This is a genomic window from Thermosulfurimonas sp. (assembly GCF_015491435.1).
In the GTDB taxonomy this organism is placed as follows: Bacteria; Desulfobacterota; Thermodesulfobacteria; order Thermodesulfobacteriales; family Thermodesulfobacteriaceae; genus Thermosulfurimonas_A.
Genome location: NZ_WFVX01000121.1, coordinates 1 through 14,711 on the forward strand (window position 1 = coordinate 1; position 14,711 = coordinate 14,711).

Annotated in this window: 16 protein-coding genes and 1 tRNA gene; 8 read left to right on the top strand and 9 right to left on the bottom strand. The window is 58.5% G+C overall.

Features of this window, described 5'->3' with window-relative positions:
- From F8J34_RS05485 to pilM, 5 genes are all read right to left on the bottom strand, one after another.
- On the bottom strand, positions 1 to 1,107 hold a 1,107-nt coding region (locus tag F8J34_RS05485), incomplete at its 3' end, for a secretin N-terminal domain-containing protein (protein WP_297057005.1).
- Complete coding sequence (locus F8J34_RS05490; RefSeq protein ID WP_297057006.1) at positions 1,104 to 1,619, bottom strand: pilus assembly protein PilP; 516 nt, start codon at positions 1,617 to 1,619, stop codon at positions 1,104 to 1,106. The genes F8J34_RS05485 and F8J34_RS05490, both read right to left, overlap by 4 nt.
- Positions 1,616 to 2,242 (bottom strand): type 4a pilus biogenesis protein PilO, encoded by a 627-nt coding sequence (gene pilO, locus F8J34_RS05495; RefSeq protein ID WP_297057007.1) that lies wholly within the window; start codon positions 2,240 to 2,242, stop codon positions 1,616 to 1,618. Before pilO ends, F8J34_RS05490 begins: the two co-directional genes overlap by 4 nt.
- A 5-nt stretch (positions 2,243 to 2,247) precedes the next feature.
- A complete protein-coding gene (locus F8J34_RS05500) occupies positions 2,248 to 2,781 on the bottom strand; it encodes a PilN domain-containing protein (protein WP_297057008.1) in 534 nt (177 codons plus the stop codon).
- Positions 2,778 to 3,779, bottom strand: coding sequence for a pilus assembly protein PilM (pilM, locus tag F8J34_RS05505; RefSeq protein ID WP_297057009.1), 1,002 nt, complete (start codon positions 3,777 to 3,779; stop codon positions 2,778 to 2,780). The genes F8J34_RS05500 and pilM overlap by 4 nt, the downstream gene beginning before the upstream one ends.
- Positions 3,780 to 3,962: 183 nt before the next feature.
- Here pilM and lepA point away from each other — a divergent pair, with 183 nt between their 5' ends.
- Positions 3,963 to 5,762 (top strand): translation elongation factor 4, encoded by a 1,800-nt coding sequence (lepA, locus tag F8J34_RS05510; RefSeq protein ID WP_297057010.1) that lies wholly within the window; start codon positions 3,963 to 3,965, stop codon positions 5,760 to 5,762.
- Between the two features lie 3 nt (positions 5,763 to 5,765).
- Entirely contained in the window at positions 5,766 to 6,416 is a 651-nt protein-coding gene (gene lepB / locus F8J34_RS05515; RefSeq protein WP_297057011.1) for a signal peptidase I, read from the top strand.
- A gap of 6 nt (positions 6,417 to 6,422) precedes the next feature.
- On the opposite strand, the gene F8J34_RS05520 is transcribed toward lepB, so the two are convergent.
- On the bottom strand, positions 6,423 to 7,667 hold the full coding sequence (locus F8J34_RS05520; protein WP_297057012.1) for a hypothetical protein: 1,245 nt from the start codon (positions 7,665 to 7,667) through the stop codon (positions 6,423 to 6,425).
- Between the two features lie 38 nt (positions 7,668 to 7,705).
- Here F8J34_RS05520 and F8J34_RS05525 point away from each other — a divergent pair, with 38 nt between their 5' ends.
- On the top strand, positions 7,706 to 8,872 hold the full coding sequence (locus tag F8J34_RS05525; RefSeq protein WP_297057013.1) for a 3-deoxy-7-phosphoheptulonate synthase: 1,167 nt from the start codon (positions 7,706 to 7,708) through the stop codon (positions 8,870 to 8,872).
- Complete coding sequence (locus F8J34_RS05530) at positions 8,838 to 9,527, top strand: type 1 glutamine amidotransferase (protein WP_297057014.1); 690 nt, start codon at positions 8,838 to 8,840, stop codon at positions 9,525 to 9,527. The genes F8J34_RS05525 and F8J34_RS05530 overlap by 35 nt, the downstream gene beginning before the upstream one ends.
- Here F8J34_RS05530 and rsmA read toward each other — a convergent pair.
- Together rsmA and tsaD are read right to left on the bottom strand one after the other, a co-directional pair.
- Positions 9,477 to 10,361 (bottom strand): 16S rRNA (adenine(1518)-N(6)/adenine(1519)-N(6))-dimethyltransferase RsmA, encoded by an 885-nt coding sequence (gene rsmA / locus F8J34_RS05535; RefSeq protein WP_297057015.1) that lies wholly within the window; start codon positions 10,359 to 10,361, stop codon positions 9,477 to 9,479. The genes F8J34_RS05530 and rsmA overlap by 51 nt on opposite strands.
- Entirely contained in the window at positions 10,327 to 11,337 is a 1,011-nt protein-coding gene (gene tsaD, locus F8J34_RS05540) for a tRNA (adenosine(37)-N6)-threonylcarbamoyltransferase complex transferase subunit TsaD (protein WP_297057016.1), read from the bottom strand. Before tsaD ends, rsmA begins: the two co-directional genes overlap by 35 nt.
- On the opposite strand from tsaD, the gene radC reads away from it, so the two are divergent.
- The 4 genes from radC (at position 11,321) to F8J34_RS05560 (ending at position 14,322) form a co-directional block, all read left to right on the top strand.
- Positions 11,321 to 12,079 carry a DNA repair protein RadC gene (radC, locus tag F8J34_RS05545; protein WP_297057017.1) on the top strand — a complete coding sequence of 253 codons (759 nt, stop codon included), beginning with the start codon at positions 11,321 to 11,323 and terminating at the stop codon, positions 12,077 to 12,079. The genes tsaD and radC overlap by 17 nt on opposite strands.
- Positions 12,076 to 13,725, top strand: a complete 1,650-nt coding sequence (gene ispH, locus F8J34_RS05550; protein ID WP_297057018.1) for a 4-hydroxy-3-methylbut-2-enyl diphosphate reductase — start codon at positions 12,076 to 12,078, stop codon at positions 13,723 to 13,725. The genes radC and ispH overlap by 4 nt, the downstream gene beginning before the upstream one ends.
- Entirely contained in the window at positions 13,715 to 14,182 is a 468-nt protein-coding gene (gene tadA / locus F8J34_RS05555) for a tRNA adenosine(34) deaminase TadA (RefSeq protein WP_297057019.1), read from the top strand. Before ispH ends, tadA begins: the two co-directional genes overlap by 11 nt.
- A gap of 46 nt (positions 14,183 to 14,228) precedes the next feature.
- A tRNA-Ser gene (locus tag F8J34_RS05560) sits at positions 14,229 to 14,322 on the top strand.
- 90 nt (positions 14,323 to 14,412) lie between these two features.
- Here the strand turns inward: F8J34_RS05560 and F8J34_RS05565 are convergent.
- The coding region (locus F8J34_RS05565) for an SDR family oxidoreductase (RefSeq protein ID WP_297057020.1) at positions 14,413 to 14,711 on the bottom strand (299 nt) is incomplete at its 5' end.

Genomic DNA, 14,711 nt, shown 5'->3' on the forward strand with positions numbered 1-14,711 from the left:
GTGCTGACTCAGACGCCAGCCGGCCCCGGACCACCTGATCCCCAGGCGGTGTTCATAACTGTCCTGGATCTCCACAATCCGGGCCTCAATGAGTACCTGCTTGGTGGGCTGATCGATCCTCTCGATGAGCTTCCGGGCTTCCCGGATGACCTTGGGGACGTCCTTCAGAATGATCTGATTGGTCCTCTCCTCGTAGGTGACCTCGCCCCGATCCGAAAGGATCTTCTGGATCTGCTGGGCCACATCCTCGGCCTTGGCATAGTTAACCTGCAGATACACGGTCTCCAGAGGGGCGACATCCTCCTCACGGGCCTGTTCCTCCTTAATCTGGCGGATCTCCTGGGCCTGTCGGCGCAACTCCTCCAGGGGGGCCACCCGAATGATGTTTCCCACCCGGACCATCCCCAGACCCTTGGCGGAAAGGACCGTATCCAGCACCTGATCCCAGGGGACGTTTTCCAGGCGCAGGGTTACTTTTCCCTGCACGGTGTCACTCACCACCACGTTGAACCCTCCCACCTTGGCCAGCAGCCGTAACACCGCATGGATATCCGCATTCTGAAAATCCACGGAGATAGGAGTTCCGGTGTACTTGGGGCGGGTAAGCGGCACCTGGATGGCTTTTTCCTTGAGGGAGGGGAGCCAGATCCTCTCGTACCATTCCTGGGTAACCTTCCCGAATTTTCGGGAACGGCCCTCTCCTCCGGGCGCGGCCATGACCTTCTTTTCCAGCAAAGTGACAATAACCGCCGGCCCCTTGGACTTGACCCGGTAAAGCACCGGCTTATCCGTAACCAGTTCGATCTTTATCCCGGTATTTTCCGCGGCGATATCCATGCTCTTGATCAGGCTCTTGCGCATGGACTTTACCCATTCGGTGCTCCCGATCCGGGTATCCGCGAAATGGAGGATGACCCCCCGTCCTCCCTCCCTGGCCGCGGCCTTTACCCGAGGCGCCCGATTGAAGGTGAAGATGATGCTCGCCCCCTGGGAAAAGGGCGTTATTTCCACATTCTGCAGCAGGTGCCCTGCGGCCTGAAGGGCCTCGGCCCAGGCCAGCACCCATATCACCAAGAGGAAGACCAAACCGGTTTTGAAGACTCTCATGAGGATTCCTCCGTGGGTCTCAGGTATATTTTATATTGCTTCAGATGTTCCTGACCCAGGAAATCATACACCTTTTCCTGTACCAGGAGATAACCCCTGCGCGAGATCTTTATTATTACTCCGCCCTCGCTCCCGATTCGGGCCCCCTGGGCTACCATATATCCCTTCCCGGTGGGATCCTCGATAAGGGCCCAGCAACGCCCCCTCTTGCAGATCACCCCGGTGAACCGCAACTCCTTAAGGCTCCACTTCTGTAAGGGGGAAGAAACATGTGACACGGTGCGCACCGGTTTCTTCTTCACGAAAAAGGGCTTGAAGGGATTATTATAAGCCTTAAGACGGGTGTGATAGGTCTCCTCATCCAGCATTTTCTCCCAGGCCTTGAGCTCCCGATCCTCGACCTTGACCTTCCGGGCCACCGGAACCGTTCCGGAACGTTTCCGGGCCCCTTCCTTCTGACAGGCGGTAAAGACCAGAAGTATGATCACCGATAGGGTCAGCCAGGCTCTCATCTTCTCGCTCTCTTTTGGGTTTTCTTAAGGGGGGTCCCGGTGTAGCGATAGGTGTTAAAGGTGGAGTGCACGAACAGATTGTACTGCTGGTTCCGGCCCGACTTGAGCTGGATGTTCATGGAGGCCAGGGTGATGATGCGGGGGAGGTGTTCCACGTCCTCCCAGAAATACACCAGTTCGGGAAAATCCCCGGATAGCTCCAGGGTCACAGGGATAACGTTATAGTAATTCTGCCGTATTTCGGGCTTGGGGGTGAAGGAAAGCACCTGCAAACCGGACTGCTTGGCCCGCTCCGAGACCCGGCTGAGAAGATCCGGGATCTCCCTTTCGTTGGGCAGAATATATACCAGACGCTTGAAAAAGATCTTTCTCTGGCGGATCTTGGCCTCGAGATAGGACTTCTGGGAGGCCAGAACCCGATATTTCTGGATCTCTTTCTGCAACTGGGCGATCTGCCGGTCCATGGACTGGAGGCGCCGGTAGGAGGGTAGAAAATAAAAGTAGAGATAGAGAAAGGTCGGCAACAGCAGGCTGACCACCGCCAGAAACACCCTCTGCCTGAACCCCAGGGGTTCGATCTGCTGGGCCAGCCAGGTCCGGATCTTCTGGGCGTATTTCTTCATCGGTCCTAGAACCCCAGTCCGATTTTGAATTCCACCAGATCGTATTCGCCGATCTTTTTCTTTCGGGTATAGAAGAGATCCACCTTCTTGAAGATGGGCTTTTCCTCGAGCGTCTTCAAAAAGGTGGCCACGTTCTGATAATCCAGGGCAAAACCGGAAAGGACCACCCGGTGCATGTCCAGGGAGAGATTGACCAGATACATCTTGCCCGCGGGAAGGGAAAGGATTACCTGGTCGAAGACCCGAAGAAGCTGCCCCCGCCTTCGCTTAAGATCCAGGATAGTCTGGATCCGGGTGCGCAGCTCCTGATCCTCCTTTTTGAGGGCCTGGACCTTCTTGGCCAGCAGGGCATACTTGCGCTTTTCCATCTCCAGCCGATCCAGCCTGGCCTCGCGGGAGCTTAGCTCCTGATGCATCCAGACCAAGGACCCCAGCAGCAGGGAAACCAGAACCACCAGGGCCCCCAGGTAAAGTTTGACCCAGCTAAAGGCCAGGGCCCTCTTTTCTTTTACTTCGCGGACAAAATTTATCTTGATCATGCTATGAACTCTCTTATCGCCTGGGCCACCGCGGTAAAACCGGTCAACCCCACCAGCCTCTGGTACTCGGGATCGAAGTTCTTGGCAAATCTGATCTTGGTGTTCAGCTCCGGCTCCTGGATATCCATCTTGAGCTGCTCTTTCAGAAATTCCTTTATCCCCGGAATATTGCTCCCCCCGCCGATGACAAACCCTTCGTCCGGAGCAAAATAATATTTACCCTTGAAGATATTGTGACTATTTTCTATCTCCTCCACCAGATTGCGCAGGAACTCGGTATAGATCTCCCGAATGGCGTATCCCCGTTCGTCCTCCGGGGGAGAGAACTGGAGCCGCTCGGCCTCCTCCAGAGGAATATCCAGCTCCTGGGCTATGTTGCGGGTAACGTAACCCAGACCATAGTTGAACTCCCGGGAGAAAAGGGGCCCGAATTTGTCCGTAAAGATCACCAGGGTCTTGGAAAACCCTATGTCGATGATCATCCGGGCCCGGGGACCGTAGAGGTACTCGAAGAGATTGGCCACGGCAAAGACATCCACATCGATGGCATTGATCTTGAAAGGACTGGCGGAAAATAGTTCCAGCAGGGCATCTACCTGCTCCTTCTTAGCGGTGGCAAAAACAATCTCATATTTGTTTTCTTCCTTAAGAATAGGTACGTAGTCTATGTAAATATCCTCTATATCGAAAGGTACAAAACTCTCTATCTCGGAAAGGACGGCCTGTTCAAAATCTTCGGCCTCAACAAACCCCAGAGGAATACGATCGTAAAAGGTGGTATAGGCATACAACCCCAAGTTCAATTGTTTGCTCCGCGGTTTAAGGTTTTGCCATAGACGATTAAAGGCCTCCCAGAACTTCTCCGGGTCTTTTATGGTCCCCTCCACCACGGTGTCCGGAGGCAAACGCACCTGACCGAAGGAGGTCACCACCAGCGAAGCCCCTTTCTGATGGGCCTCAGCCATCTTGAGGGCATAACTACCAATATCTAGACCCAAAAAACCCTTTTTCCCCCCGAATACGCGCCAAGGAAAAGACATTCAACCTCCTTTTTTATCCTCATACATGAAAAAACGACTACTTGTCAAGAAGAAAATTTAGCTTACAGTAAAAATGCACCGTAAAATCAAACCGGGTATGAAGAAACTAAACCGGGAATAAAAGAGGCAAGAAAGAAAAAGATGAGGGCTTTTCCTCAGGAAAAAATTAGAAACTTTTCCATCATTGCCCATGTGGACCATGGAAAGTCCACTTTGGCGGATCGTTTGCTTGAAGCCACCGGTGCGGTATCCGAGAGGGAGATGCGGGAGCAGTTTCTGGACAAGCTGGATCTGGAGCGGGAACGGGGGATCACCATCAAGGCCCAGGCGGTAAGGCTTTATTACCGGGCCGAGAATGGAGAGCTCTATCAGCTCAACCTTATCGACACCCCCGGGCATGTGGACTTTTCTTACGAGGTCTCCCGGGCCCTTTCGGCCTGCGAAGGGGCCTTACTGGTGGTGGATGCCTCCCAGGGGGTGGAGGCCCAGACCCTGGCCAACGTCTATCTGGCCCTGGAAAATGATCTCGAGATCATCCCGGTCCTCAACAAGATAGATCTTCCCCAGGCGGACCCGGAAAGGGTGAAGCGGGAGATCGAGGAGATCATAGGGCTGGACGCCTCCGAGGCCATCCTGGCCAGTGCCAAGATGGGTATCGGCACCAAGGAGATCCTGGAGGCCATCGTAAAGAAGATCCCTCCTCCGCGGGGAAAACGGGAAAGCCCCCTGCGGGCCCTGATCTTTGACTCCTGGTACGATCCCTATCTGGGGGTGGTGGTGCTTATTCGGGTGGTGGAGGGAAAGATCTATCCGGGCCAGAAGATCAAACTGCTCTCCACCGGACGCACCTACGAGGTCACCAAAGTGGGGGTCTTCGCCCCTCATCCCACTGCGGTGGATGTGCTTTACGCCGGGGAGGTGGGGTTCTTTGCCGCCGGCATCAAAGAAGTCCGCGAGACCCGCATCGGAGACACTGTAACCGAGGCCGGAGCGCAGGTGGAACCCCTTCCGGGCTTCCGGGAGATTAAACCCATGGTCTTTGCCGGGATCTTCCCGGTGGAAAGCGACGACTACGAGGATCTGCGGGAGGCCATCGAGAAGCTCTGGCTCAACGACCCGGCCTTCTCCTATGAACCCGAAACCTCCGCGGCCCTGGGCTTCGGCTTTCGGTGCGGATACCAGGGGCTTCTCCACATGGAAATCGTTCAGGAACGTCTGGAACGGGAATTCGGCCTCAACCTGATCACCACCGCGCCCTCGGTGCGCTATCGGGTGGAACTCACCGACGGGAGCGAAGTGGAGGTGGAAAATCCGGCCCAATGGCCCGATCCGGGAAGGATAAAGGTAGTCAAGGAACCCTATATCCGGGCAGAAATATACTCCCCCAAGGAATATATCGGGCCCATTCTCACCCTGTGTGAGGAAAAACGCGGAGAACAGCGCGAGATACGTTACCTCACTCCGGAACGGGTTCTCATCGTCTATGACCTTCCCTTCGCCGAGGTGGTCCTGGATTTCTTCGATCGTCTGAAATCCGTCTCCCGGGGATACGCCTCCATGGATTATCAGTTCCTGGAGTATCGCCCCGGAGACCTGGTCAAAATGGATATCCTCATCAACAAACAGCCGGTGGATGCCCTTTCGGTTATCGTACATCGGGAAAAGGCCTACTACCGCGGGCGCGATCTGGTCTCCCGGCTGAAGGAGGTCATTCCCCGGCAGCTCTTCGAGGTGGTTATTCAGGCGGCCATCGGGGCCAAAATCATCGCCCGCGAACGCATTCCTCCCCTGCGCAAGGATGTCCTGGCCAAATGCTACGGGGGAGATGTAACCCGGAAGAAGAAGTTGCTGGAAAAACAAAAAGAGGGTAAAAGACGTATGAAGGCCCTGGGCACGGTGGAGATCCCTCAGGAGGCCTTCCTGGCGGTATTGCGGATCTAAAAGATGGACGAATTCTGGGAAAAGGTCTGGGATTGGGTCAAGAGCATCCTGCTGGCTCTGCTGCTGGCCTTATTTATCCGCACCTTCTTCGTCCAGGCCTATAAGATTCCCTCCGGCTCCATGATCCCCACCCTCCTTATAGGGGACCACATCCTGGTCAACAAACTGGTCTATGGGGTGAAGATCCCTTACCTGAGGGCCACTTTCCTTTATCGGGGCCGACTCCCCCATCGGCAGGAGGTGGTGGTCTTCATCTATCCTCGCAATCGCAAGCTGGATTTCATCAAAAGGGTGATCGGGCTTCCCGGGGATACCATCATGATTCGCAACAAACAGGTCTATGTCAACGGAAGACCCTTGCGGGAACCCTATGTCCAGCACACCGATCCCCACATCTATCCGCTGACCGAGGCCTGCGTGGAGCATCCCTTCTCCGTCTCCGGAATCCTCTGCCGGGACAACTTCGGCCCGGTCAAGGTCCCCCCGGGTTATATCTTCGTCATGGGAGACAACCGCGACGAGAGCTACGACAGTCGCTTCTGGGGGTTTGTGCCCCTACGGGACGTAAAGGGCAAGGCCTTTCTTATTTACTTCTCCTGGGATCCCAGGACCTTTCATATCCGGTGGAGGAGGATCGGAAAGCTCATCCACTAGGAAGGCCTAGGGCAGGCGACCCCAGTCGAAATCCACCAGGTCTGAAGCTCGCAGATACAATTTCTTCACCGCACCGTTGATCAGGAACAGATAAAGTCCCCGTCCCTGCGGCCCCTTTCCCCGGGCCAGAACGTAATAACCGTCCGGAGCCACCACCGGGTCTTCGTAGGATCCTTCTCCGCTTATGGCCAGGGGTTCTCCTCCCTCCGGGTCCATGGAAAAGAGGATAAACTTCCCCTGCCGCAGACCGGCAAATACCAGCCTCTGCCCGGTGGGGGACCAGGAGGGGGAAACGTTGTAACGCCCGGAGAAGGTGAGCCGGCGGGTCCCGCCGGTAAAGAAGTCGTAAAGATAGATCTGGGGCGAGCCCGAGCGATCGGAAACAAAGGCCAGGTAATGCCCATCCGGGGAGAAACTGCCTCCGGTGTTGATGCCCTCGTTCCGGGTCAATCTGCGGAGCACCCGACCCTTGAGATCCAGGAGATAGAGGTCCGGTGAGCCGTCTTTACTCAGGGTAACCACCAGGTGTTTTCCGTCCGGGGTCCATACCGGTGAGGCATTCAATCCGGGGAAGGCCGCAACCACCGATAGACGGCCGGTGGTAAGATCCAGGAGGAGCACCCGGGGGCGTCCCTTATCGTAACTTACCAGGGCCAGGCGGCGTCCGTCCGGAGAAAAACGCGGCGAAAGGATGATCGGGGCCCGGTAAAGGACCCTCTGTCTCCGACCATCGAAGTACATGAGACGGAGTTCATCCCCTCTGGGAGTGCGTCGCACGAAGGCGATCTGGGAATAGGAAACCCCGGGGAAACCGGCCATGATCTTAACCGCTTCATCCACAAAGCGGTGGATCATGAAAGGTCCGGCCGCCGGAGGGCCCACAAAACGCCGGCGCAGGAGAACGCGGCCCTCCAGAAGATCGCGCAGTTCCAGAGTCACCCGAAGCCCGGAGGAAAGGGTCTCCACCTGACCCGAGATCAGATACCCCTGGGAGGACACCCCGGGAAGGGGGGGCTCCTTGAGCACCTTAAAGATGAGGTGAAGGTCCAGATCCTGACGCAGCACCCGGGTGAGGTTAGGGGCCTCGGAGGGGGGACCCTTCAGCGGAGGAACCCGCACCGGAAGGGGCGAGAAGATGGGCTGGTCCACCACCACGGTGATCTCCCGGGCCCGAAGCCCGGAAACCCCTACTGCTCCCAGCAGAAGCAGGAGAAGCAGTATTTTGACAGCCCTGGCGGTGAGCGCTAACATACTCAGCTAAATATAGGCAAAAGGAGGCCAGCGGGCAAATGATTATCATCCTCAAACCCGAGGTGGATCCCTCCGGGCCGGAGGTGCAACAGATCCTGAATCTCATCCATCTCCATGGAGAGGTTCAGACCCGCATCTCCGGAGTCACCGGCAAGGAGAGGAAGGTGGTGGAGATTTACGTCATCGGGGATACCTCGCGCCTCCCGGACGAGGAGATCCAGCGTCTCCCGGGGGTGGAACGGGTGGTACGGGTTTCCAAGAAATACCGCCTCATCGGACGTCACCGGGACGATCTCGAACCCCTGGGTTTCGAGTACAACGGGCTCTACTTCGACCAGGATTCCTTCCATATCTTCGCCGGTCTATGCGCGGTGGATACCCCGGAAAACGTGGAGGCCATGTTCAGGGCCCTCAAGGAGGCCGGGATCGCCACCTCCCGCATGGGGGCCTATAAGCCCCGCACCAATCCCTATTCCTTCCAGGGGCATGGCCGTAAGTGTCTGCCCTGGGTCTTCGAACTGGCCGGGAAATACGGCATCAAATGCATAGCCATGGAGGTGACCCGGGAAAACCATATCGAGGAGATCTACGAAGAACTCGAAAGAGCCGGACGCCCCACCGGGGTCATGCTCCAGATCGGAACCCGAAACGCCCAGAATTTTGAGTTGCTCAAGGCCGTGGGCAGTCAGGACGAATTCCCGGTCCTCTATAAACGGGGCATGGGCATCACCCTGGAGGAATCCCTCAACGCCTGCGAATACATTGCCAGCGAGGGCAACCGAAAGATCATATTCTGTCTGCGCGGGGTGAAGACCAATCTGGGGGACCCTCACCGCAATCTGGTGGATTTCGCCCACGTTCCGGTGGTAAAGGGGCTCACCCGTCTTCCGGTGTGTGTGGATCCCACCCATTCCGTAGGGCGGAGGCAGCTGGCCCCGGACGGCCTGCAGGAGATCTTCCATGCCGCGGCCCAGGGGGTCATTGCCGGAGCCAACATGATCCTGGTGGAATTCCATCCCCGCCCGGAGACCGCCCTCTGCGACGGCCCCCAGGCCCTGCGCCTGGAGGAATTGCCCCATTTCCTGGAGGACATGCGCATCGTGCGCGAGGCCTATCTGGCCAGAAGGGATCTGGCCCGCAGATACGCCGGCCTTACCAAGGAGGTGTCCCATGGATATCCTTTATCTTCAGCATGTACCGTTTGAGACCCCGCGGACCATCCTGGACTGGGCCCGGGAGAGAGGACACCGGATAAAGGGGGTCCATCTCTACCAGGGCGACCCCCTGCCCCAGGAAACGCCGGATTTCCTGGTGATCATGGGGGGTCCCATGAGCGTTCACGACCAGGAGGAGTACCCCTGGCTTGCGGCGGAAAAGGATTATCTGCGGGGTATGCTCGCCCAAGAGATCCCCATCCTGGGGGTATGTCTGGGGGCCCAGCTCCTGGCTGAGGCCCTCGGGGCCCGGGTGGAAAAGAATCCGGTCAAGGAGATCGGCTGGTTCCCGGTGCAGCTCAAGGAAGCGGCCCTGGAGCATCCCTGGTTCCGGGATTTTCCCCGGGAGTTTCCGGCCTTCCACTGGCACGGGGAGACCTTCTCCCTGCCTGAAGGGGCCCTGCACCTGGCCTCCTCGGAGGCCTGTGTGAACCAGGCCTTTGTGTGGAAGGATCGGGTGCTGGCCTTCCAGTTCCATCTGGAGATGACCCCGGAAGGGGCCGAGGATCTCCTGCGCCATTCCGCCTCGGATCTGGTCCCCGGGCCTTATGTCCAGTCGCCGGAGGAAATCCGGGGAAAACCGGAATTCTACGAGCTAACCCGGAGCCTGCTCTTTCGCCTCCTCGACCGGATGACGGCCCTCTAACCTCCGGGCCAGTTCCAGAAATTCCTCCGGGGAAAGCTCCTCGGCCCGCACCTTTTCGGGAATACCCAGCTCCCGGAAGATCTCCCGGAGGATCTCCTCCGGCCAGAGGGTGGAAAGATTGCGCAGGAGTTTTTTGCGCCGCCGGGAAAAGGCGACCTTCAGGACCCTCCACAGGGTCGCCGGCAGGGAACGCGGCCGAAAGACCAGGCGCACCACCGCGGAGGAGACCTCCGGTGGGGGGTAAAAGGCCCCGGGTTTTAGAACCATCAGCCGACGGGCCTCGGTGAGGAGACCGGTAAGCACGGAAAGGACCCCGTAATGGCGCCCTCCGGGAGAGGCCAGGAGTCTTTCCACCACCTCGCGCTGAAACATAAACACACCGACGGAAAAGAGCCGGTGCTCCTGGTAGAAACGAAAGAGGAGGCGTCCGGAAAGGTAATAGGGCAGATTTCCGAAGACCACCAGCGGGGCTCCCAGTTCGTTGCGCAGGCTCCGGTAATCGAGCCGCAGGATGTCCCCCGGGCGAAGTTCCACCCAGGGAGGGAGGAATTTTTCCTGTTGCAGGATTTCGAGTAATCTCGGATCTAGTTCATAGGCGATCACCCGGGGATAGACCCGGGCCAGGGCCCAGGTGAGGGTACCCAGGCCGGCCCCCAGTTCCACCACCGGTCCCTGTACCGGGACCCCGGCGGCTTCCACCAGGCGCAGAGCCGTCTCGGGACGGGCCAGGAAATGCTGGCCCCAGCGCTTCCGGGCCCTTATCCCGTGGCGCCGCAAAAGCTCCGCCGGTGTCGGAGGTTCAGAGAGGATAGCGGGGGAATTGACTGCGGGCATAAACGTCCAGTTCCAGCGAGGCCTGATTACCGGCCTTAAACTCAAAATATCCGGAAATGGCCACCATTACCGCATTGTCCGTACAATAGGAGGGGGAGGGGAAATATACCTCAAAACCCCGGCGCCGGGCTTCCTCCTGAAAAAGGGTCCGCAGACGCCGATTAGCCGCCACTCCTCCGGAGACCACCACCCGGGAGAGCCCCAGGTCCGAAAGGGCCCTCACGGTCTTTTCCACCAGGACCTCGGCCACCGCGGCCTCGAAAGCCGCACACAGATCCTGCACCGCAAAGGTACGTCCGGAGCGCACCAGATTAAGCACCGCGGTCTTAAGTCCCGAAAAACTGAAATCGTAGCCCGGATGATCCAGCATGGGACGGGGAAGAGGGATCCGGGAGGGATCTCCGGTTTCGGCCAGGCGACTTATCACCGGACCGCCGGGATACCCCAGCCCCAGAAGTTTGGCCACTTTATCGAAGGCCTCGCCGGCGGCATCGTCCCGGGTGTGGCCCAGGAGATAATGTTCCACCGGGGATCGAACCACGAAAAGGGCGGTATGCCCCCCGGAAACCACCAGACTCACCCAGGGAAACCGGGGCGACTCCTCCGCCAGGACCGCCAGGGAGTGGGCCTTCACATGATCCACCGGAACCAGGGGGACTCCCCGGGCAAAGGCCAGGGCCTTGGCCATGGAAACCCCCACCACCAGGGCCCCTACCAGCCCCGGCCCGTTGGTTACCGCCACCAGATCCAGCTCCGCAAGGGGAAGGCCGGCCTCCTCAAGCACCCTTCGGGTAAGGGGATAGATGACCTCCAGGTGTTTGCGGGAGGCGATCTCCGGCACCACCCCTCCGAAGGGCCGGTGCAGGGCCACCTGGGAGGCCACCAGATGGGAGAGCACCCGGAAGGTATCCCCGGTGGCCTCCACCACCGCCACCGCGGTCTCGTCACACGAGGTCTCTATGGCCAGGATGCGCATGCCGTATATAATAGCAGAGATGTCCTCCCTTGAGGATTTTCGTAAAAGGGTTCAGGGGCATCGGGAACGTCTGCGCAGACGTTTCCTGGAATACGGTCTTTCGGCCTTTACCGACGAGGACATCCTGGAGATGCTTTTGGCTTTCGGTACCCCTCGCAGGGATACCCGGGGCACGGCCCGGGATCTCCTCCGACATTTCGGAGGGCTGGCGGAGGTCCTGGAGGCCCCGCTGGAGGAGTTGGTCCGTCTGCCGGGGCTGGGTCCCCGGAACGTCCTTCCCCTCAAGTTTGTTCACGAGGTGGCCCGGCGTTATCTGCGCCGGCGGATCGAAAATCGGGAATACATCCGCAGCGCCCGGGAGGCCTATGAATATCTGGTCCACGAACTAAGCGGAAGGGATCGGGAGATCTTCAAGGTCCTTTTTCTGGACGCCCGCAAACGCATTCTGGCGGTGGAGGAACTCTTTCGGGGCACCCTTACCGAGGCCGCGGTCTATCCCCGGGAGATCTTCGCCCGGGCCTTTGCTCATCGGGCCGCGGCCCTGGTGCTGGTCCATAACCATCCCAGCGGCGACCCCCGTCCCTCCCCGGCGGATCTGGCCCTGACCCGAAAACTGGTCCTGGCCGGGAACCTCCTGGGCATCTCCATCCTGGATCACGTGATCATCGGCCGGGAGGGATACTTTAGCTTCGCCGAGGAAGGACTCATGGAAAGACTCCGGGAAGAAGGTGGATCGCGGTGAAGGTACGCATCGCTCGCCGAGCCGGGTTCTGCATGGGGGTACGCCGGGCCATGCGTCTGGCCTTAAAGGCCGCGGAAACCTCCTCCAAGCCGGTCTATACCTACGGTCCGCTGATTCACAATCCCCAGGTCCTGGCCCTGCTGGAAAGGATCGGGGTACGGGATCTGCACCGGAGCGGAAAGGCCGCGGATGGTGTGGTCATCATCCGGGCCCACGGCATTCCTCCCCAGGAAAAGGAGGCCCTCCTGGCCTCGGGACTGGAGGTGATCGACGGGACCTGTCCCCGGGTGGCCAAGGTGCAGGCCCTGGCCCGGAAATATTCCCGGGAGGGCTATCGGGTGATCATCATCGGAGACCGGGATCACGCCGAAGTGCGGGGTATCCTGGGCTATACCGGGGGCCAGGGCCTGGTGGTAAGTAACCTCCGGGATCTGGACCAGCTACCACCGCTGGAAAAATACGTAATCCTCTCCCAGACCACCCAGGACGAAGAAGTCTTCGAGATGCTTTCCCGGGAAATCCTCTCCCGCTTCCCGGGAGGAAAGGTGATCAACACCATCTGTCATGCCACCCATGTGCGGCAGGAGAGTGTAAGGGAACTGGCCCGCTCGTGTGAGGCCATCATTGTGGTAGGCGGACGGGGAAGCGCCAACACCAACCGCCTGGCCCAGATCGCCCGGGAGGAAGGGTGCGAGGCCCTGCTGGTGGAAACCCCGGAGGAGATTCCGCTGGAGGAGATCTCCCGTTTCCGGACCGTGGGGGTAAGCGCCGGGGCCTCCACCCCCAACTGGATCATTAACGGGGTGGTGGAACGTCTGGCCGAACACCGCAACCCTCTGCGCAAATGGCTGCGAATCGGCCTTTATCTTCATCTTCCCCTGGCCCTATCCGCAGCCCTTCTCCTGGCCGGAACCGGGCTCTGGTTTAAAGGAGAGGTCCATCCTCCGGGGCTTCTCCTGGCCTTTCTCATGGTCTTTTTTGCCCACACCTGGAATTCTCTGGTGGCCCGGGAGATCCTGGCCCTGTGCCATCCTTACAAGGCGGCCCTCTATCGCCGCCACGAAAAGATCCTGGTTCCCGTCCTCCTCCTGAGTTTTACCCTCTCCCTGGGGCTGGCCTACTTTCAGGGGCCGGCGGTCTTGGTCTTTACCGCCCTGGCCGGCGGAGGATCGGCCCTTTACAGCCTTACTTCTTTACGCCGGCTCTTTCCGGGAAACCGCCCCCTTTTCGTGGCTTTCTTCTGGACCCTCCTGATCCTGGCCGTAGCCTCCCTGCCTCCCCTCCGAAGCCTTAAGGCCGGGGCCCTGGTCTATTTCCTGGTCTTTTATCAGATCTTCTATCAGGATATCCTGGATCTTCTGGAAGACGGCTTTCTGGGGCGGGAATCCCTGGCGGCCTTTCTGGAGGAAAAACGGGCCCTCAGGCTCCTAGGGCTCCTGCCCGCCGGGGGGCTGATCCTCAACGTGGTCCTGCTTCTGGGTGGAGATTTTTCCTATCTCTTTCTCCTTCCCCTCTGGGCGTATCTCTGGTTTCTGGCCCGATATCTGGGAAAAAAGCCCCTGGGGCGTCGGCTGATCCTGGAATACCTCTCCCTTACCCCCTCCCTGGTCTATCTCCTTCTGGGGTTTGTGGCCCGTGGGTTCTGAGGAAAGAGATCTTTATTTCATGCGTCAGGCCCTTAAGGAGGCCCGGAGGGCGCTGGAGCGGGACGAGGTCCCGGTGGGAGCGGTGCTGGTCTCGGCGGAGGGAGAGATCCTTTCCCGGGCCCACAACGCCCCCATCTCCCTCTGCGATCCCACGGCTCATGCGGAGATCCTGGCCCTGAGGGAAGGGGCCCGAAGGCTGGGAAACTACCGTTTACCGGGCACCACCCTTTACGTGACCCTGGAGCCGTGTCCCATGTGCGCCGGGGCCCTGATCCACGCCCGGGTTAAACGTCTGGTTTTCGGGGCCTACGATCCCCGCGCCGGGGCCTGCGGAAGCCTTTATCGTCTGGTGGAAGACCCGCGTCTGAATCACCGGGTGGAGGTAAAGGGGGGGATCCTGGCCGAGGAAGCGGCGGCCCTTCTTAAGGAATTCTTCCGGCGCAAACGCATCTCCTGAGAAGGGATGCAAAATCCCGAATCGGTGTTAATAATTATAGGTGCGAGGAGGGGTGCCCGAGTGGTCGAAGGGGGCCGACTCGAAATCGGCTGTGCGGGTTAGCGCCCGCACCGGGGGTTCGAATCCCTCCCCCTCCGCCAGATTTTATCCTTTCGAGAAACTTTACTTATTTCCGGTAAGCGGACCTTTTTACAACTCGGAAAGGATTTTTGGACTCCAGATATATCAGATCAAAAAGAAAGACGCTGGGTGGGGAAGGTAAAATTTACTCGGGTAAGATAAGGAGTTTCAAGCAGAGAAAAAATGAACTGGGCGATTTCTTGAGGAGAAGGAAGACGGTTATGAAAAGCATTTTTAGCCAAGATTTTAATACGATAAACGGAAAGGAGCTTGCGTATCCTTTCTGTATCTATAAATCCTGGCGAGACACAAAGTACTCTTACCCCTGTATTAGCAAGTTCATCGGCCAGGCTTAAACAGAGAGAGATAAGAGCCGCTTTGGTGGCACTGTAGGAAATTTCTAAAGCAC